We start from the raw sequence: 17,593 nt of genomic DNA, 5'->3' as shown, positions 1-17,593 counted from the left end.
TCAGGCCTCCAGAGACGAGACGGTGGCCGACAGGAATCCGGTGACGATGCCGGACGCCGCCGGCACCATCAGGATCTTCGAGCCGGCGGGAATGTTGGACTGCCGCAACTGGTCGTGCAGGACGATGAAGTGCGAGGTGGTGGACGTGTTGCCGTACTTCTCGACCACGTTGAGCGCCTCGGGCATCGGCGTGCCGAACTCGCGTTCGCCGAGCGCGTTCATGAACGTCACCGCGGACGCGCCGAACTGGTGATGAATGATGTAGTCGAACTCTTCGTCGGCGAAGGTGCGCCCCTGGCGGGCCAGGTGATTGCGCTGGGTGTCGGTCCAGAGTTTGAACCGGTCCTCGTTGTGCATCCGTCGGTTGTCGGTGTACAGCGCGACGCCCGCGGTCCGGTCGCTGGGCATGCCCAGGCAGGCGTCGGCGTACTCGGAGGCGGTCATCAGCTCGATGTAGTTGATGCGGTCGCCCTCGTCCTCGGACCGGTCGATGACCAGCGCACACCCGGAGTCGCCGACGGAGAGTGAGGCGAACTGCGGGTCGTAGCCGCCGGCGAGTTCCTGGACGGCGGTCTCGGCGATCGGGGTGATTGCCTCGCCGCTGACCACCATCCCGTTGCGGACCGTGCCGGCCCGGATCATCCGGTCGAGCAGGTAGGTGCCGGTGAGCATGCCCGCGCAGGCGTTGGACAGGTCGAAGTGGATGGCCCGCCGCGCGCCGAGTTCCTTGGCGATCGCCGAGGCGAAGGAGGGCTCGAAGTAGGTCTTCGTGCGCTCCTTGCTGCGGGTGATGGACACCGAGATGACCACGTCGAGGTCGTCCGCGTCGTAGCGCGAGCGCGAGAGGCAGTCGCGCGCGGCCTTCATCGCGAGCGCGAATGAGTCCTCGTAGTTTTCGGGCGACTTGTCCCGGACCCGACGCTCCTGCACCCCGGTCACCGCGGCGAAGTCGAAGGACGGCTTCTGGGCGAGTTGCCCGATCAGATCTTCGGTGGTGAGGACGTCGACCGGAAGGTAGGCGCCGATCGCCTCGAATCGTGAATGAACCAATGAATTCTCCTCAGCTGGGTCGAGCAACCGGACAGCAACGATTGGGCGCGAAAACATCAGTGCTCCACGGAATTTCCGCAAACCGGGCGCGGTGGGCATGGTGGAGTGTCTGGATCCGCTCGGAGTAGGTTCTCACCCCCGCGCACTTCTGCGCCGAGGAATGTACACAGTGGGCCAGGTGTCTCGGACTCTGAGCGTGGCACCATGCTCTGGAATGTCCAGTACCTGCGGTTACATGTAGTGGTCTCGCGGGTGAGCGTGTGTGCCCATCGAAGCCGGGGCGGGCCGGATTCGTGGATGGGATCTGGTCGCGGTCAGCACCCGGTCTGAACATGCCGTGGCGCCGAACAGTGGGAGAAGTGGTTGATCATTGAAACATGGTGCGGCGAAAGGACGTCAAGGTCTCCGTCGGTGCCAATGCAACCGCGGTGATTGCGTGGCCCGTGCCGGCCTCGACTACGATTGCTGCGCTATGGCGGAGGAGTGGGGCTTGGGTACCTACGGAACGCGAGACTTGTTGCGAGCCTATGAGTGTCACGCGACACGGGAGGTGCGGCCGGTCTCCGGCGAGCTGTTGATCATGATCCCGCTGAGTGATGAGAGCACCTTGGAGATCACGGTCGTCGATCCCTCGGCGGACTGGATCGAGTCGAGGCTTCGCGGGCTCTTCGCGTCGCTGGGCGAGATAGACCGCCGTGCCCAACGCATTCTGCGCGGCGAGTTCTCGATTGGCTGGATCGAACTCGACTCAGCGCGCCACGGCGTCATCGACTACTGGGCCACCGGGGTCAACAGCGAGTACGCCATCGACATCTCGTGGACCGGAGATGCATGGGTGGAATCGCCGGCCGAACAGCTGACCTGACGCACGATCGGAGATGCTCTTGTATCTGTCCGGGCGCGGCGCTGTTGTGGGGCGTCGGCCGAGGAAGTGTTCACGACCCTGCTCGATGAGAGCGTTGTTCCGCTCCTGAAGGAGCAAGGATTTCGGAAGCGGAGACTGACTTTCACGCGGGAGCGGGATGGCCTGGTCTGGTCGACGTCGTCAATCTGCAGCGGTCGGCGGGGAACAGTTATGAGTCGATTCGGTTCTACGTCAACTGCGGTGTCTACTCGGCGGAGTTCGACCGGGTCATCGGACGGTCACCACAGGAGCATCCGGCCGAGGTCGACTGCCAGTACCGGCGCCGGATCGAGAGCATTGCGGCCGGGATCGGGCCGCACGTGACCGTGAACGCTGACACCGATGTTCCCGCAGTCGCCGACCAGCTGTGCGCGGCACTCACCAGTGCGTTGGCGGTCATGGGTCAGGTTCGTGGCTCCGACGACGTCGCCGGTTCGGTGGGGTCGGACATGGACTTCGACGTCCTCCGCTACCGACTGGCCACAGGCGACGTGTCCGGTGCGCGCGAGCAGTATCTGAGAGCGCGCTCCCGCTTCGGTGCAGAGCCCCGTTGGTCGCGCCTGCAGGAGCAGTTCCGCAGGGCGGCGGACTCCTGTGCCATCGCCGTCGTCGACCGTGAGTAAAAGGCGCGCCCACCGCAGTTCTGACAGGCGAGCCGTCAATCTCACTGTCGGGCAGGGAGAGGCCCCCATCTCGACGAGGTGGGGGCTTCTTGGTGCGGGGACCGTGAGAGACGGGCCGCTGGGTCAGGAACCGAGCGGCAGGAGGCCGAAGATCAGGTCGTCCGAGCCCGTCAGGCGGATGAAGCCGAAGTCCGTCGAGCCGGCCGAGTCGAGGGGGCTTCCCTGCCGGTGCCAGGTGGTGCAGCCGACGGAGTCGAGCCGGTCGCCGATTTGCTTGCGAGCTTCTCTGGGCATACCCCCATTGGGGTACCCGCTCGAAAACCTGCTCTGATCTGGCCTTACTGGTGCCCTCGGTGAGACTCGAACTCACACTGCACGGGTTTTGAATCCGTTTCCTCTGCCAATTGGGATACGAGGGCGGGTGCTGCGTGTCCACTCTAGAAGATCGGGTGGCAGGGTCAAGCACCGGTACCCTTCAAAAGGCTTGTGCCATGTTTCCGAGGTGGCCGGCAGTAGAGGAAGGCAACGATGAACGCTCCTGTCACGCAGGGAGAAGGACCCGCCCCGCGCCGTGTGGTGGTCGCCGAGGACGAGGTCCTGATCCGTATGGACCTGGTCGAGATGCTCCGCGAGGAGGGGTACGACGTTGTCGGCGAGGCCGGGGACGGGCAGCGCGCCGTCGAGCTCGCCGAGGAGCTGCGGCCCGACCTGGTGATCATGGACGTGAAGATGCCCCGCCGCGACGGGATCGACGCCGCCTCCGAGATTGCCGTGAAACGTATTGCGCCGGTGGTGATCCTGACCGCGTTCAGTCAGCGCGAGCTGGTCGAGCGGGCCCGGGACGCCGGTGCGATGGCGTACCTGGTCAAGCCGTTCTCCAAGGCGGACCTGGTGCCGGCCGTCGAGCTGGCCGTGAGCCGGTTCGCGGAGCTCTCCGCCCTCGAGGCCGAGGTGGTCAACCTGACCGACCGCATCGAGACGCGCAAGCTGGTCGAGCGGGCCAAGAGCGCGCTGATGGCCTCGCAGTCGCTGACCGAGCCCGAGGCGTTCAAGTGGATCCAGCGCGCCGCGATGGACGGCCGGACCAGCATGAAGGTCGTCGCAACGGTGATCCTGGATACGCTCAGCGCCGGCTGACACGCCCGGTCGGCCGCGGAAAACTGCCCCGGTGGTGACCGGGGCGTTTCCGGCATGTTTCGTGCCTGTCTGCCACGTAATTCTCCGCACCGAAACGCGAAACGCCGTGGATATTCCATTGTGATGCACGGTGATTCCGGCGGGGATATGTTTTCCCCGGGCTGGCGTGGTCGGCCCCTCCGGCGCGACCGGGGAGCACCTATTTCGGAGGTGGGACGTGCATCGTCGTGCAGCGAAGGGCGCATTGATCGTGGGAGTGGCCGCGACACTGGTGGTCGCGGGGTGTAGCAGCAAGTCGACCGACGGCGGATCCTCCGGCGGCACGTCCTCGGATTCCTCCTCGAGCGCACTGAGCATCCAGCCGCAGGTGCTCCTAGACGCCCAGGGCAGCGAGGTGCCCACCGCGGACGTCACCGACGCGGTCAACCCAGCCGGCAGCGGCAACGCGACCTGCTCCGGCGTCACCCTGGCCATGGCGGGGGCGCTCACCGGGCCGAACGCCGCGCTCGGCCAGAACATCCTCTACGGCGCCAAGCTGGCGCTCGACAAGCACAACCAGGCCAACCCGAACTGCCAGGTCGAGATGCGTCAGTTCGACACCGAGGGCGACCCCCAGAAGGCCACCCAGGTGGCGCCGAACATCGTCGGCGACCAGTCCGTCATCGGGCTCCTCGGGCCCGCGTTCTCCGGCGAGACCAAGGCCACCGGCTCGATCTTCAACCAGGCCGGCCTGCCGTTCCTCACCGCGTCGGCCACCAACCCGACCCTCACCGAGAACGGCTGGACCACCTTCTTCCGCGGCCTGGGCAACGACAACAGCCAGGGCTCCGTCGCCGCGAAGTACCTCACCGGCACCCTCGACGCGAAGAAGGTGTGCGTGGTGCAGGACGACACCGACTACGGCGTCGGCCTCGCCAAGGTGGTCACCGCCGAACTGGGCGCCGCCGCCGACCCCGGCTGCGCGGCCAGCGTGAAGAGCGGCCAGAAGGACTTCTCGGCCACCGTCTCCCAGATCAAGGCGGCCGCACCGGACGCGATCTGGTACTCCGGCTACTACGCCGAGGCCGCGCCGTTCGTGACCCAGCTGCGGGAGGGCGGCGTCACCGCGCCCTTCAGCTCCGGCGACGGCTCGAACGACCCCGAGTTCGTCAAGCAGGCCGGCAGCGCCGCGCAGGACGCCGTCCTGACCTGCCCCTGCATCCCGGCGCCGCCCGCGCTGGCCGCCGAGTACCAGGAGTTCAACGGCCAGGCCCCCGGCGTGTACTCGGTGGAGGGCTACGACCTCACCACGATCATGCTCACGGCCATCGACTCCGGCGTGAAGGACCGCGCCGGGCTGCTGGAGTTCGTCAAGGCCTACGACGGCCAGGGCGTCGGCAAGCGGTACCAGTGGAACCCGCAGGGCGAGCTGTCGAACGCCCTGATCCAGATCTACAAGGTCAACTGACCCACCGCGACGGTCCGAGAGAGGTCCGATGAGCGCGATCGCCCTCGCCGAGACGGCGACCCTGTACGCCGGCAACGTCGACTTCAACGTCGAGGGGCTGACCCGCAGCTTCTGGCAGCTCACCGTCGACGGGCTCAGCTACGGCGCCATCTACGCGTTGGTGGCCATCGGGTACACGCTGGTCTACGGGGTGTTGCGGCTGATCAACTTCGCGCACTCCGAGATCTTCATGCTCGGCATGTTCGGTCAGTACGTGGCGCTGGAGCTGATGGGGTTCACCCCCAGTGGCAACGCCTACAACGAGGGGGTCGTCGCGACGGTCGTGTTCCTGGGGCTGGCCATGCTGTTCGGCATGGCCGTCTCCGGGGCCGCGGCCGTCGGCCTCGAACGCGTCGCCTACCGGCCGCTGCGCCGACGCGGCGCGAAACCGCTGGTGTTCCTGATCACGGCGATCGGGATGTCGTTCGTGCTCCAGGAATTCGTGCACTACGTGCTGCCGAAGATCTGGCCCGGACTCGGCGGCACCAACGCGCAGCAGCCGATCAAACTGGTCCAGCCGGTGGAGGTGTTCACCATCGGCGGCGCGGTGGTCACCAACGTGACGGTCGTGATCATCGTGGCGGCGCTGCTGCTCACGCTGCTCACCGACATGATCATCAACCGCACCCGGTTCGGCCGCGGCATCCGCGCGGTCGCGCAGGACCCGGACACCGCCACCCTGATGGGGATCTCGCGGGAGCGGATCATCATGCTGACCTTCCTGCTCGGCGGCGTCCTCGCCGGCGCCGCCGCGCTGCTCTACACCCTGAAGATCCCGTCCGGGATCATCTACAACGGCGGGTTCATCCTGGGCATCAAGGCGTTTGCGGCGGCCGTGCTCGGCGGCATCGGCAACCTCCGCGGCGCGCTGCTCGGCGGACTCGCGCTCGGCGTGATGGAGAACTACGGCCAGGTGGTGTTCGGCAGCGAGTGGCGCGACGTGGTCGCGTTCGTGCTGCTCGTGGTGGTGCTGATGTTCCGCCCCACCGGCATCCTCGGCGAGTCCCTGGGGAGGGCGCGGGTATGAGCACCACCGACACCAGCACCGGACGCCGCGACCCGGACGGGTTCCCGACCGAGCCCGGTCCGCCGCGCCGCGGTGTCGGCGACGCGATCCGGGGCTGGTGGAACGGCCTGGCCCGGCCGATGCAGTGGCTCGTCGGGGTCCCGCTGATCGCGCTGATCGCGATCCTGCCGGTGTGGCGCCCGCCGCTGCTGGACACCCCGGGCACCGACTTCGGCGGCGTGATGGCGCAGTTCGCCATGTACGCGCTGATCGCGGTCGGGCTCAACGTGGTGGTCGGGCAGGCCGGCCTGCTCGACCTCGGGTACGTCGGCTTCTACGCCGTCGGCGCGTACACCGTCGCGCTGCTCACCAGCCCGAACAGCCCGTGGAACAAGATGACCGCCGACGGCTTCTTCTCCACCGACTGGGCGTGGCTGTCCTGCCTGCCGATCGCGGTGGCGATCACCGCGTTCACCGGGCTGATACTCGGCACCCCGACGCTGCGCCTGCGCGGGGACTACCTGGCCATCGTCACCCTCGGCTTCGGCGAGATCGTGCGGTTGCTGGCGGACAACCTCACCGACGTCACCAACGGCGGCCAGGGCCTGGCCGAGATCGCCTACCCGCGGATCGGGGTCTCCGAGGACAAGCCGTTCGGCGTCTTCTCCGCGGGCAACTCCGCGGGCGACATCAACTCCGGTGTGTGGTGGTACTGGGTCGGCATGGTCCTGGTGATCGCGGTGCTGCTGATCGTCGGGAACCTCGAGCGCAGCCGCGTCGGCCGGGCGTGGGTGGCGATCCGCGAGGACGAGGACGCCGCCGAGATCATGGGGGTGCCCACCTTCAAGTTCAAGCTGTGGGCGTTCACGATCGGTGCGTCCATCGGCGGACTGTCCGGCGCGCTGTACGCGGGCCAGGTGCAGTTCATCAACCCGACCGGCTTCAACGTCATCAACTCGATGCTGTTCCTGTGCGCGGTGGTGATCGGCGGCCAGGGCAACAAGCTCGGCGTGATCGTCGGCGCCTTCATCATCGTGTACCTGCCCAACCGGGCGATGTCGATCGAGGTCGGCGGCCAGTCCCTCGGCGACTACAAGTACCTCTTCTTCGGACTGGCCCTGGTGGTGCTGATGATCTTCCGCCCGCAGGGGCTCTTCCCGGCGCGACAGAAGCTGCTGACCTACGGCAGGCAGGTGTACCAGGCGGTCCGTCCGAGCGCGGCGGCCGACGCCACGACCCCGGCGGACCGGCGATGACGGCGGGGCCCGGGCCGGGCGACGCGATGTTCGACAACGAGGACATGGCCGCCGACCTCGCGCCGGAGGTCGACATCCCGACCGCCGGCGTGGTCGACGTGTCCGCGATCGACCCGGCCCTCGCGGACCCGGACGTGGTCGCGGAGGTGGTCGCCCCGCAGCGCGAGATCGACACCGGCGAGGGCGAGGTGCTGCTGCGGACCGAGGAACTGTCCGTGCAGTTCGGCGGGCTGGTGGCGCTGGATGCGGTGTCCTTCGAGATCCGCCGCGGCGAGATCCTCGGGCTGATCGGGCCCAACGGCGCCGGCAAGACCACCTGCTTCAACGCGCTCACGGGCGTATACACGCCGTCGTCGGGGTCGGTGACGTTCGACGGCAAGCTGCTCGCCAAAACGAAGCGCAACGAGATCACCCGGCTCGGCATCGCGCGGACCTTTCAGAACATCCGGCTGTTCGGGGAGATGACGGCGCTCGAGAACGTCGTCGTCGGCACCGACGCCCGGCACCGGACCTCCGTGCCGGGCGCGATCTTCCGGACCGCGCGGCACCGGCGGGAGGAACGCGACGCGGTCGACCGGGGGATGGCGCTGCTCGAGTTCGTCGGGATCGCCCCCCGTGCGGTGGAGAAGGCCCGCAACCTTTCCTACGGGGACCAGCGGCGGCTGGAGATCGCCCGCGCGCTGGCCACCGAGCCGAAGCTGCTCTGCCTCGACGAGCCGGCCGCCGGGTTCAACCCCAGCGAGAAGGCGGCGCTGATGGACCTGATTCGCAAGATCCGCGACGACGGGTTCACCGTGCTGCTCATCGAGCACGACATGCGCCTGGTGATGGGGGTGACGGACCGCATCGTGGTGCTCGAGTTCGGCCGCAAGATCGCCGACGACCTGCCCGCCGCGATCCGGGCGAACCCGGCCGTGATCGCCGCCTACCTGGGGGTGCCCGACGATGCCAGTGCCTGAGACCGACCCCACCCCGCTGCTCGAGGTGACGGACATGGTCGTCGACTACGGGCGGATCCGGGCGCTGCACGGGATCTCGCTGCGCGTCGAGCGCGGCGAACTGGTGACGCTGCTCGGCGCCAACGGGGCGGGCAAGTCCACCACCATGCGGGCGCTGTCCGGACTGCTGCCGCTGACCACCGGCCGGATCGTCTTCGACGGCCAGGACCTCACCCGGGTCAAGGCCCACGAACGGGTGCGGCTCGGGGTGGTGCAGGCGCCCGAGGGGCGCGGCGTGTTCCCCGGCATGAGCGTCCAGGAGAACCTCGACATGGGCTGTTACGCCCGCAAGTTCGAGACCAAGGCGGACTACGCGCAGCGGCTGGACTGGGTGTTCGACCTGTTCCCACGGCTCGGCGAGCGGCGCACCCAGCTCGGCGGCACCATGTCGGGCGGCGAGCAGCAGATGCTGGCGATCGGCCGGGCGCTGATGTCGCGGCCGCGGCTGCTGATGCTCGACGAGCCGTCGATGGGGTTGGCGCCCATGGTGATCCAGCAGATCTTCCGGATCATCGCCGAGATCAACGCGCAGGGCACCACCATCCTGCTGGTCGAGCAGAACGCCCAGCAGGCGCTGACCCGCACCGACCGGGCGTACATCCTCGAGACCGGCGAGGTGACCAAGACCGGGACCGGCCGGGACCTGCTGGCCGACCCGGCCGTCAAGCACGCCTACCTCGGGGTGGGCTGACCGCCGTCGGCCAGGTTGGTTCCACACTGTCGGTGTCGCTCCCTAGACTCACTGCGGTGAGCCCAGCAACCGATGAACGGTCCACCACCCGAACCGACGGCGACACCGCGGGCCCGCAGCCGACGCTGCTGCTGCTCGACGGGCACTCCCTGGCCTACCGGGCGTTCTTCGCGCTGCCCGCGGAGAACTTCAAGACCCACAGCGGTCAGACCACCAACGCGGTGTACGGCTTCACCTCGATGCTGATCAACCTGCTGCGCGACGAGCAGCCCACCCACGTGGCGGCCGCGTTCGACGTGTCCCGGCAGACCTTCCGGGCCGAGGCGTTCCCCGAGTACAAGGCGAACCGCGCGAAGACCCCGGACGAGTTCAAGGGTCAGGTGGAGATCACCAAGGACGTGCTCGGCGCGATGGGCATCCCGGTGATGGCCGAGGCCGGTTTCGAGGCGGACGACATCATCGCCACCCTCACCACCCAGGCCACCGCGCTCGGCTACCGGGTGCTGGTCTGCACCGGCGACCGCGACGCCCTGCAGCTGGTCACCCCCGACGTGACCGTGCTCTACCCCAAGCGCGGCGTCTCCGAGCTCACCCGGTTCACCCCGGAGGAGGTCGAGGGCAAGTACGGGCTCACCCCGCGCCAGTACCCGGACTACGCGGCGCTGCGCGGCGACCCGAGCGACAACCTGCCCGGCATCCCCGGTGTGGGGGAGAAGACCGCCGCCAAGTGGATCCGCGAGTACGGCTCGCTCGACCAGCTCGTCGACCGCGTCGACGAGGTCCGCGGCAAGGTCGGCGACTCGCTGCGCGCGAACCTGTCGGCGGTGGTGCTCAACCGTCAGCTCACCGAGATGGTGCGCGACGTCCCGCTGCCGTACACGCCGGACCAGCTGGTGCTGGCGCCGTGGGACCGCGACAAGATCCACATGCTCTTCGACGACCTCGAGTTCCGGGTGCTGCGGGACCGGCTGTTCGACACCCTCAGCTCCGCGGAACCGGAGGCAGAGGAGGGCTTCGAGGTGCGCGGCGGCGCGCTGGCACCCGGCGAGGTGAGCGCCTGGCTTGCCGAGCACGCGCGCACCGGGGCGCGCAGCGGCGTGTCCGTGGTCGGCGCCGGCACCCCGTACGCGGGCGACGTCACCGCGGTGACCATCGCGGCCGCCGACGGCGAGGGCGCCTACATCGTCGCCACCTCGGCCACCCCGGAGGACGAGCAGGCGCTCGGCGACTGGCTCGCCGACCCGTCGGCGCCGAAGGCGCTGCACGAGGCCAAGGCGGCGGTGCACGCGCTGCGCGGCCGCGGCTGGGTGCTCGGCGGACTGACCAGCGACACCGCCCTCGCGGCGTACCTGGTCCGGCCCGGTCAGCGCACCTTCAACCTCGACGACCTGTCGCTGCGCTACCTCAAGCGGGAGCTGCGGGTCGAGGAGTCCGAGCAGGGCCAGCTGTCGCTGCTCGACACCGAGGACCAGGCCGACGCGGCCGCCGCCGAGGCGCAGATCCTGCGGGCCCGGGCCGTGCTGGACCTGGCCGCCGCGCTGGACGGGGAGCTGGAGACGATCGAGTCCACCGGACTGCTCGCGGACATGGAACTGCCGCTGCTCGGGGTGCTTGCCACCGTCGAGTCCACCGGCATCGCGGTCGACACCGCGCACTTCAGCGACCTGCAGTCCCGCTTCGCCGACGAGATCAACCAGGCCGCGAACGCGGCGTACGCGGTGATCGACAAGCAGATCAACCTCGGCTCGCCCAAGCAGCTGCAGGTGGTGCTGTTCGAGGACCTCGGCATGCCGAAGACCAAGAAGACCAAGACCGGCTACACCACCGACGCGGACGCCCTGCAGTCGTTGTTCGAGAAGACCGGCCACCCGTTCCTCGAGCACCTGCTCGCGCACCGTGACGCCACCCGGCTGAAGGTGACGGTGGACGGACTGCTCAAGGCGGTCGCCGACGACGACCGGATCCACACCACCTTCAACCAGACCGTCGCGGCCACGGGTCGGCTGTCCTCGACCGAGCCGAACCTGCAGAACATCCCGGTCCGCACCGACGCCGGACGGCAGATCCGCGACGGCTTCGTCGTCGGCGCGGGGTACGACTACCTGCTCACCGCCGACTACAGCCAGATCGAGATGCGGATCATGGCGCACCTCTCCCGCGACGAGGGCCTGATCGAGGCCTTCAACACGGGCGAGGACCTGCACAGCTTCGTCGGGTCCCGGGCCTTCGGGGTGCCGATCGAGGAGGTCACCCCCGAACTGCGCCGTCGGGTCAAGGCCATGTCGTACGGGCTCGCCTACGGGCTCAGCGCGTACGGACTGGCCTCGCAGCTGAAGATCTCCACCGAGGAGGCCAAGGGGCAGATGGACGCCTACTTCGCCCGCTTCGGCGGCGTGCGGGACTACCTCCACGAGGTGGTCGAGCAGGCCCGCAAGGACGGCTACACCTCCACCCTGTACGGCCGGCGCCGGTACCTGCCGGACCTCAACAGCGACAACCGTCAGCGCCGCGAGGTGGCCGAGCGGGCCGCGCTCAACGCGCCGATCCAGGGCACCGCCGCGGACATCATCAAGGTCGCGATGATCGACGTGCAGAACGCGCTGGCGGCGACGGGACTGAAGTCACGGATGCTGCTGCAGGTGCACGACGAGCTGGTGCTCGAGGTGGTCGAGTCCGAGCGCGAGCAGGTCGAGACGCTGGTGCGGGAGAAGATGGCCGGCGCGATCGAGCTGTCGGTCCCGCTCGAGGTCTCGGTCGGCACCGGGCGAAGTTGGGACGCGGCCGCGCACTGACGCGGGTTGTGAAACCATCACGGCATGAGTGTTCTGGTCTGCTTCCACGCGCATCCCGACGACGAGGTTTTCGGCACCGGCGGGGTGATGCGGCAGGCGGCGGACGCGGGGCACCGTGTCGTGGTGGTCACCGCCACCGACGGCGCGCTGGGGGAGGTGCCGGAGGGCCTGCTCGCGGCGGGCGAGACGCTCGCCGAGCGGCGTCGGCGTGAGCTGGAGGAGTCCACCCGCGTGCTCGGCGCGCACCGGGTGGTGCAACTGCACTACGCGGATTCGGGGATGGCCGGGACGCCGGAGAACGCGAACCCCGAGGCCTTCTGCAACGTCGACGTGGAGGACGCGGCCGCCCGGTTGGCGGAGATCCTCGTCGAGGAGTCGGCGGACGTGGTCACGGTGTACGACCGTAACGGCGGCTACGGACACCCCGACCACGTGCAGGTGCACCGGGTGGGCGTGCGCGCCGCGGAGCTGGCGGGGGTCTCGCACGTGTACGAGTCGACGCTCAACCGCGACCACCTCCGCGCGCTGATCGCCGCGAACCCGGAGTGGTCGGCGGACGCGCAGCCGCCGGAACTCGACACCCTCGGCCTGCCGGCCTCCGAGATCACCACGGTGGTCGACGTGAGCGAGGTGATGGCGGCCAAGCGTGCCGCGATGCTCGCGCACGCCACCCAGGTCGGGGACTTCGGGCCGTTCCTGCAGATGCCCGACGAGCAGCTGCGCGCCGCCTTCGGTCAGGAGTGGTTCCGGCGGCACGGCGCCCCCGACGGCCTGGCCGAGACCGGCCTGCCGCTCTGACGGCAGGTCCCGGCCCCGCGGTCAGGCCTGCTGCTGCGCGGCGGCCTGCTCGCGGACCTTGTCCATGTCCAGCGCCTTGACCTGCGTGAGCAGGTCGTCGAGCTGGGCCGCGGGCATCGCGCCGGGCTGCGAGTAGACCAGGATGCCCTCGCGGAACGCCATGATGGTCGGGATGGACCGGATGTTCGCCGCGGCGGCGAGACCCTGCTCGGCCTCGGTGTCCACCTTGGCGTGGACCACGTCGGGGTGCTGATCGGACGAGGCCTCGAAGGTCGGCGCGAAGGCGCGGCACGGTCCGCACCAGGCGGCCCAGAAGTCGACGAGGACGACGTCGTTCCCGCCGATGATCTCGTCGAAGTTCTGCTGGGTCAGGGTCTGCGTGGCCATGAAGGTCCTCTCGTCGCTGCTTGTCTCGCCGGTTCAACGCCTCGGCGCGCTCGATTCTTCCTCAGGCTATGCGCCACTCCCTTTTGGCGTCGCCGTCCCAGCGCCGGATCCCGTCGACGGAGCCGGTGAGTTCTCGCGGCGTGAGCGCATTGATCGCCGGGCCGATCTCGTCGGGGAACACGCGCCGGGCGAGGGTGACGTGCGGCGTCCACTCGCCCGGATGGGTGTGTGCGGGGATCCCGGGGCTGGCATGTATCAGCCGGAAGACGGTCCGTTGCAATGCAAGCAGGCCCGCGGTGGGAATCACCATGTACGACAGCGTCTTTCGCTGGCCGCCGAACACCACCAGTCCGCCGAGGGTGATCCGCAGCTTCGGTGCGATCAATCCCTGCTGCAGGATCAGCTCGGTCTCGGGGTCGATGTGCCGGGCGACCGCGAGGGTGATGTGCGGGCGGTTCGTGGACTTGCGCACCACGTCCTGGCTGGGCAGGGCCTCGGCGGACAGCCGCGCCCACTGCCGTCGGACGGCGGCGTCGAGCTCGGCGTCCAGCAGCAACTCCACGGACTGCACCATGGTGAGTAATGATGGTCGGGTGAACCCAGCCAACGCAACGACGCCCCGGATCGGACTGTTGGTCGGCGACGGCATCGGGCACGAGATCGTGCCCGCGGCCCAGGCGACCGTGGACGCCGCGATGAGCGCGGTCGGCGCGCCCGCGGTGGAGTGGGTCGACCTGCCGGTCGGGTTCGACGCGATCGCCGAGCACGGGAACCCGATTCCGGACTCGACCCTCGACGCGCTCGACGGACTCGACGGCTGGATTCTCGGCCCGCACGACAGCGCCGCCTACCCGCCGCTGTTCCGCGGGCAGCTCACCCCCGGCGGCACCATCCGCAAACGCTTCGACCTGTTCGCGAACATCCGCCCCGCCCAGGCGTTCTCCGGGGTGCGGGCGACCGCGCCGGACATGGACCTGGTGATCGTGCGGGAGAACACCGAGGGCTTCTACGCCGACCGCAACATGTTCACCGGCAGCGGCGAGTTCATGCCGACGCCCGACGTGGCGATGGCGGTCGCCGTCGTCACCCGACGGGCGTGTGAACGCATCGCGCACACGGCATTCGCGTTGGCCACCGGGCGCCGGCGCCGGGTGACCGTGGTGCACAAGGCGAACGTGCTCGCCCTCACCACGGGCCTGTTCCGGGACGTGTGCCTCGAGGTCGGACGGCAGTACCCGGGAGTCGAGATCCGCACCGAGCACGTCGACGCGATGGCCGCGCACCTGGTGCGGCGCGGCGCCGACTTCGACGTCGTGGTGACGGAGAACATGTTCGGCGACATCCTCTCGGACCTGGCCGGCGAGTTGGCCGGGTCGCTCGGCACCGCGCCGTCGCTCAACGCGTCGGAGACCAAGGCGATGGCGCAGGCCGCGCACGGCGCCGCCCCCGACATCGCCGGGCGCAACCGGGCCAACCCGACCGCGGTGATGCTCTCGTCCGCGATGCTGCTGGACTGGATGTCGGCCCGGCGGGCCGACGACCTCCTCGGACTGGCCGCGGACCGGATCCGCCTCGGGGTCACCGGCACCCTCGCGGCGGGCGTGGCCACCGCGGACCTCGGCGGGCTGGCCTCGACCGCCGAGTTCACCGAGACGGTGGGCGCGCGGATCCTGCGTCGCTGACGCGGCTGTGACGGCGTCCCGAGGATTCGGGTGAACCGCAGGTGAACCAGTAGTCTTCTGCAGGTGTGGTCAAGACGGGTGCAGCAGTCTCGGAGCCCGCGTCGGCTGCGACGGGCCAGAGTTTTCGGGACGGTTCTCGCGGCGCTGTTGCTCGGGTCCGTGCTGACCGGATGCGTCACCAACAACGAGGGACTGGTCCCCGCCGAGCAGGTGAAGGTGGACCGGGTCGACGAGATCGCCGCGCTGGTGCCGCCCGACATCGCGTCGACCGGCCGGCTGGTGATCGGCGTCAACGTCCCCTATGCGCCCAACGAATTCAAGGACGAGTCCGGTGAGATCGTCGGCTTCGACGTGGATCTGATGACGGCCGTCGCGGGGGTCATGGGTCTGACCGCGGACTTCAAGCAGGCGGACTTCGCCAGGATCATCCCCGCCGTCCAGGCCGGGACCTTCGACATGGGCGCGTCGTCGTTCACCGACACGAAGGAACGCGAGGAATCCGTCGACTTCGTCACCTACTACCGGGCCGGCATCCAGTGGGCCCAGCGGGCGGGCGACTCGATCGACCCCGACGACGCCTGCGGGCTCCGGGTCGGGGTGCAGACCACCACCACCGAGGACATCGACGAGGTACCCGCAAAGAGCGACGCCTGTGTCGCCGCGGGCAAACCCCCGATCTCGAAGATCAAGTACGACAGTCAGGACGCCGTGGCGAACGCGCTGATCCTCGGGCGCGTGGACGCGCTGTCCGCGGATTCGCCGGTGACCGCCTACGCGATCAAACGCAGCAACGGACGACTGGTGCCTGCCGGTGAGCTCTTCGATTCGGCGCCCTACGGTTGGCCGGTCAAGAAGGGCTCGCCGCTGGCGCCCGCGCTGCAGCAGGCGTTGCAGCACCTGATCGACACCGGCGTTTACCAGCAGATCGCCGAGAACTGGGGCGTCGGGGCAGGCACCATCACGACGTCGCAGATCAACGGCGCAGCCGGGTAGAGGGGCGAGACCATGTCAGAGAACCAGACCAGCGCCGCGGCGGCCGCCGGCGCCGACGCGGGGGAGCCGCTGCCGATCAAGGCGGTGCCGCTGCGTCGGCCCGGACGGTGGATCGCTGCCGCCGTCGTGGTCGTGTTGCTCGCGCTCTTCGTCTACGGAGCGGCAACCAACGAGGCCTTCGGCTGGGACGTGTACGGGCGCTACCTGTTCGACCGCCGGATCACCGAGGCCGCCTGGGTGACCGTGCAGTTGACGGTGATGGCGATGGCGTTGGCGGTGGTCCTCGGGGTGATCATCGCGGTGATGCGGCTTTCGCCGAATCCGGTGCTGCGCTCCACCGCGTGGGGGTACCTGTGGATCTTCCGTGGCACGCCGGTGTACGTGCAGTTGGTGTTCTGGGGGCTGTTCCCGTCGATCTACAAGTCGATCGACCTGGGCATCCCGTTCGTGCACCAGTTCGTCCACATCGAGGTCCAGGGTCTCGAGGCCGCCTTCCTGTTCGCGATCGTCGGTCTCGGACTGAACGAGGCCGCGTACATGGCGGAGATCGTCCGGGCCGGTGTCGGCTCGGTAAACGAGGGGCAGACCGAGGCCTCGACCGCCCTGGGCATGACCTGGTCGCAGACCATGCGCCGCACGGTGCTGCCGCAGGCGATGCGGGTGATCATCCCGCCGACCGGCAACGAGCTGATCAGCATGCTCAAGACCACCTCGCTGGTGTCCGCGATCCCGTTCAGCCTCGAACTCTACGGCCGCCAGGGGGACATCGCGGGCGCGAACTTCCAACCCATCCCGCTGCTGTTGGTGGCCGCGACCTGGTACCTGGCGATCACCAGCGTGCTGATGGTCGGGCAGTACTACCTCGAGCGTCACTACTCGAAGGGGGCCTCGCGCACCCTGACCGCCCGGCAGTTGCAGGCCCTGGCCGACGCACAGGGCAAGCCTGTCGTGATCGAGCCGTCCACCGGCACCCTGCCCGACGCACCCGGAGGCGAACGCAAATGACCGCGATGGTGAAGGAGGACCGGGTCTGCAAGAACTACGGCGCGCTGCAGGTGCTCAAGGGCGTGTCCCTGGAGATCGACCGCGGCCAGGTGCTGTGTCTGGTCGGGCCGTCGGGGTCCGGCAAGTCCACCTTCTTGCGCTGCATCAACCACCTCGAGGTGGTCAACGCGGGCCGGCTGTACGTGGACGGCGAGCTGGTGGGCTACGAGGAGCGCGGCGGCAAGCTCTACGAGCTGCACCCGCGGGCCGCGGCCCGGCAGCGCCGCGACATCGGCATGGTCTTCCAGCACTTCAACCTGTTCCCGCACCGGACCGCGCTGGAGAACATCATCGAGGCGCCCACCCAGGTCAAGCGGGTGCCCAAGAAGGACGCCGTCGCCCGGGCCCGGGACCTGCTCGACCAGGTGGGCCTGAGCGCGAAGGCCGACGCGTACCCGGCGCAGCTCTCGGGCGGCCAGCAGCAGCGCGTCGCGATCGCCCGGGCGCTGGCGATGGACCCGAAGCTGATGCTCTTCGACGAGCCGACCTCCGCGCTGGATCCGGAGCTGGTCGGTGAGGTGCTCACGGTCATGCAGAACCTCGCCAAGGAGGGCATGACGATGGTCGTCGTCACCCACGAGATGGGCTTCGCCCGCGAGGTGGCCGACGAGTTGGTGTTCATGGACGGCGGGGTGGTCGTCGAGTCGGGCAATCCCCGTGAACTGCTGGCCAATCCGCAGCACGACCGGACCAAGCTGTTCCTGTCGAACCTGCTCTGACGGTCGTCGGGGCTGCTGCACCTCCTC

The 17,593-nt window shown here is 68.9% G+C and carries 18 protein-coding genes and 1 tRNA gene; 14 read left to right on the top strand and 5 right to left on the bottom strand.

The window, feature by feature from the left end:
• Positions 1 to 1,050 carry a 3-oxoacyl-ACP synthase III family protein gene (locus tag RT2_RS15195; RefSeq protein WP_072845632.1) on the bottom strand — a complete coding sequence of 350 codons (1,050 nt, stop codon included), beginning with the start codon at positions 1,048 to 1,050 and terminating at the stop codon, positions 1 to 3.
• Positions 1,051 to 1,540: 490 nt separating this feature from the next.
• Between RT2_RS15195 and RT2_RS15190 the strand changes: the two genes are divergently transcribed.
• Positions 1,541 to 1,915, top strand: coding sequence for a hypothetical protein (locus RT2_RS15190; RefSeq protein ID WP_245709434.1), 375 nt, complete (start codon positions 1,541 to 1,543; stop codon positions 1,913 to 1,915).
• 119 nt (positions 1,916 to 2,034) lie between these two features.
• A complete protein-coding gene (locus tag RT2_RS25115) occupies positions 2,035 to 2,577 on the top strand; it encodes a DUF4304 domain-containing protein (protein WP_307718215.1) in 543 nt (180 codons plus the stop codon).
• A 123-nt stretch (positions 2,578 to 2,700) separates the two neighbouring features.
• On the opposite strand, the gene RT2_RS25935 is transcribed toward RT2_RS25115, so the two are convergent.
• Positions 2,701 to 2,871, bottom strand: coding sequence for a hypothetical protein (locus RT2_RS25935; RefSeq protein ID WP_169888383.1), 171 nt, complete (start codon positions 2,869 to 2,871; stop codon positions 2,701 to 2,703).
• Between the two features lie 48 nt (positions 2,872 to 2,919).
• Positions 2,920 to 2,996 (bottom strand) — tRNA-Leu (locus RT2_RS15180).
• 109 nt (positions 2,997 to 3,105) lie between these two features.
• Between RT2_RS15180 and RT2_RS15175 the strand changes: the two genes are divergently transcribed.
• The 8 genes from RT2_RS15175 (at position 3,106) to RT2_RS15140 (ending at position 12,741) form a co-directional block, all read left to right on the top strand.
• Complete coding sequence (locus tag RT2_RS15175; RefSeq protein ID WP_072845629.1) at positions 3,106 to 3,714, top strand: ANTAR domain-containing response regulator; 609 nt, start codon at positions 3,106 to 3,108, stop codon at positions 3,712 to 3,714.
• A gap of 217 nt (positions 3,715 to 3,931) precedes the next feature.
• Positions 3,932 to 5,161, top strand: coding sequence for a branched-chain amino acid ABC transporter substrate-binding protein (locus tag RT2_RS15170; RefSeq protein WP_072845628.1), 1,230 nt, complete (start codon positions 3,932 to 3,934; stop codon positions 5,159 to 5,161).
• A 28-nt stretch (positions 5,162 to 5,189) separates the two neighbouring features.
• Complete coding sequence (locus tag RT2_RS15165; protein WP_072845627.1) at positions 5,190 to 6,227, top strand: branched-chain amino acid ABC transporter permease; 1,038 nt, start codon at positions 5,190 to 5,192, stop codon at positions 6,225 to 6,227.
• Between the two features lie 119 nt (positions 6,228 to 6,346).
• The gene (locus RT2_RS15160) at positions 6,347 to 7,462 is read left to right on the top strand and encodes a branched-chain amino acid ABC transporter permease (RefSeq protein ID WP_245709440.1); all 1,116 of its coding nucleotides are present in this window, start codon (positions 6,347 to 6,349) and stop codon (positions 7,460 to 7,462) included.
• 44 nt (positions 7,463 to 7,506) lie between these two features.
• Positions 7,507 to 8,421 carry an ABC transporter ATP-binding protein gene (locus RT2_RS15155; protein WP_245709441.1) on the top strand — a complete coding sequence of 305 codons (915 nt, stop codon included), beginning with the start codon at positions 7,507 to 7,509 and terminating at the stop codon, positions 8,419 to 8,421.
• Positions 8,408 to 9,151: an ABC transporter ATP-binding protein gene (locus tag RT2_RS15150; RefSeq protein ID WP_072845624.1), complete on the top strand. Its 744-nt coding sequence runs from the start codon at positions 8,408 to 8,410 to the stop codon at positions 9,149 to 9,151. Before RT2_RS15155 ends, RT2_RS15150 begins: the two co-directional genes overlap by 14 nt.
• A 56-nt stretch (positions 9,152 to 9,207) precedes the next feature.
• Positions 9,208 to 11,943 carry a DNA polymerase I gene (polA, locus tag RT2_RS15145; protein ID WP_072845623.1) on the top strand — a complete coding sequence of 912 codons (2,736 nt, stop codon included), beginning with the start codon at positions 9,208 to 9,210 and terminating at the stop codon, positions 11,941 to 11,943.
• A gap of 24 nt (positions 11,944 to 11,967) precedes the next feature.
• Complete coding sequence (locus RT2_RS15140) at positions 11,968 to 12,741, top strand: PIG-L family deacetylase (protein WP_072845622.1); 774 nt, start codon at positions 11,968 to 11,970, stop codon at positions 12,739 to 12,741.
• A gap of 21 nt (positions 12,742 to 12,762) precedes the next feature.
• Here the strand turns inward: RT2_RS15140 and trxA are convergent, their stop codons facing one another.
• Both trxA and RT2_RS15130 read right to left on the bottom strand, forming a co-directional pair.
• Positions 12,763 to 13,128: a thioredoxin gene (gene trxA, locus RT2_RS15135; RefSeq protein ID WP_072845621.1), complete on the bottom strand. Its 366-nt coding sequence runs from the start codon at positions 13,126 to 13,128 to the stop codon at positions 12,763 to 12,765.
• Between the two features lie 61 nt (positions 13,129 to 13,189).
• The gene (locus RT2_RS15130) at positions 13,190 to 13,702 is read right to left on the bottom strand and encodes a 2'-5' RNA ligase family protein (protein ID WP_072845620.1); all 513 of its coding nucleotides are present in this window, start codon (positions 13,700 to 13,702) and stop codon (positions 13,190 to 13,192) included.
• Here RT2_RS15130 and RT2_RS15125 point away from each other — a divergent pair.
• The 4 genes from RT2_RS15125 (at position 13,701) to RT2_RS15110 (ending at position 17,566) form a co-directional block, all read left to right on the top strand.
• Positions 13,701 to 14,810, top strand: a complete 1,110-nt coding sequence (locus tag RT2_RS15125) for an isocitrate/isopropylmalate dehydrogenase family protein (protein ID WP_072845619.1) — start codon at positions 13,701 to 13,703, stop codon at positions 14,808 to 14,810. The genes RT2_RS15130 and RT2_RS15125 overlap by 2 nt on opposite strands.
• Before the next feature lie 105 nt (positions 14,811 to 14,915).
• Complete coding sequence (locus tag RT2_RS15120; RefSeq protein WP_371851171.1) at positions 14,916 to 15,803, top strand: ABC transporter substrate-binding protein; 888 nt, start codon at positions 14,916 to 14,918, stop codon at positions 15,801 to 15,803.
• Positions 15,804 to 15,815: 12 nt separating this feature from the next.
• A complete protein-coding gene (locus tag RT2_RS15115) occupies positions 15,816 to 16,808 on the top strand; it encodes an amino acid ABC transporter permease (protein ID WP_072845617.1) in 993 nt (330 codons plus the stop codon).
• Entirely contained in the window at positions 16,805 to 17,566 is a 762-nt protein-coding gene (locus RT2_RS15110) for an amino acid ABC transporter ATP-binding protein (protein WP_072845616.1), read from the top strand. The genes RT2_RS15115 and RT2_RS15110 overlap by 4 nt, the downstream gene beginning before the upstream one ends.
• Positions 17,567 to 17,593: the final 27 nt, after the last annotated feature.

This window comes from Rhodococcus tukisamuensis NBRC 100609 (assembly GCF_001894985.1).
GTDB lineage: Bacteria > Actinomycetota > Actinomycetes > Mycobacteriales > Mycobacteriaceae > Rhodococcus_G > Rhodococcus_G tukisamuensis.
Note: the sequence above shows the minus strand (reverse complement) of the source record. Positions and strands in the feature narration are given on the sequence as shown.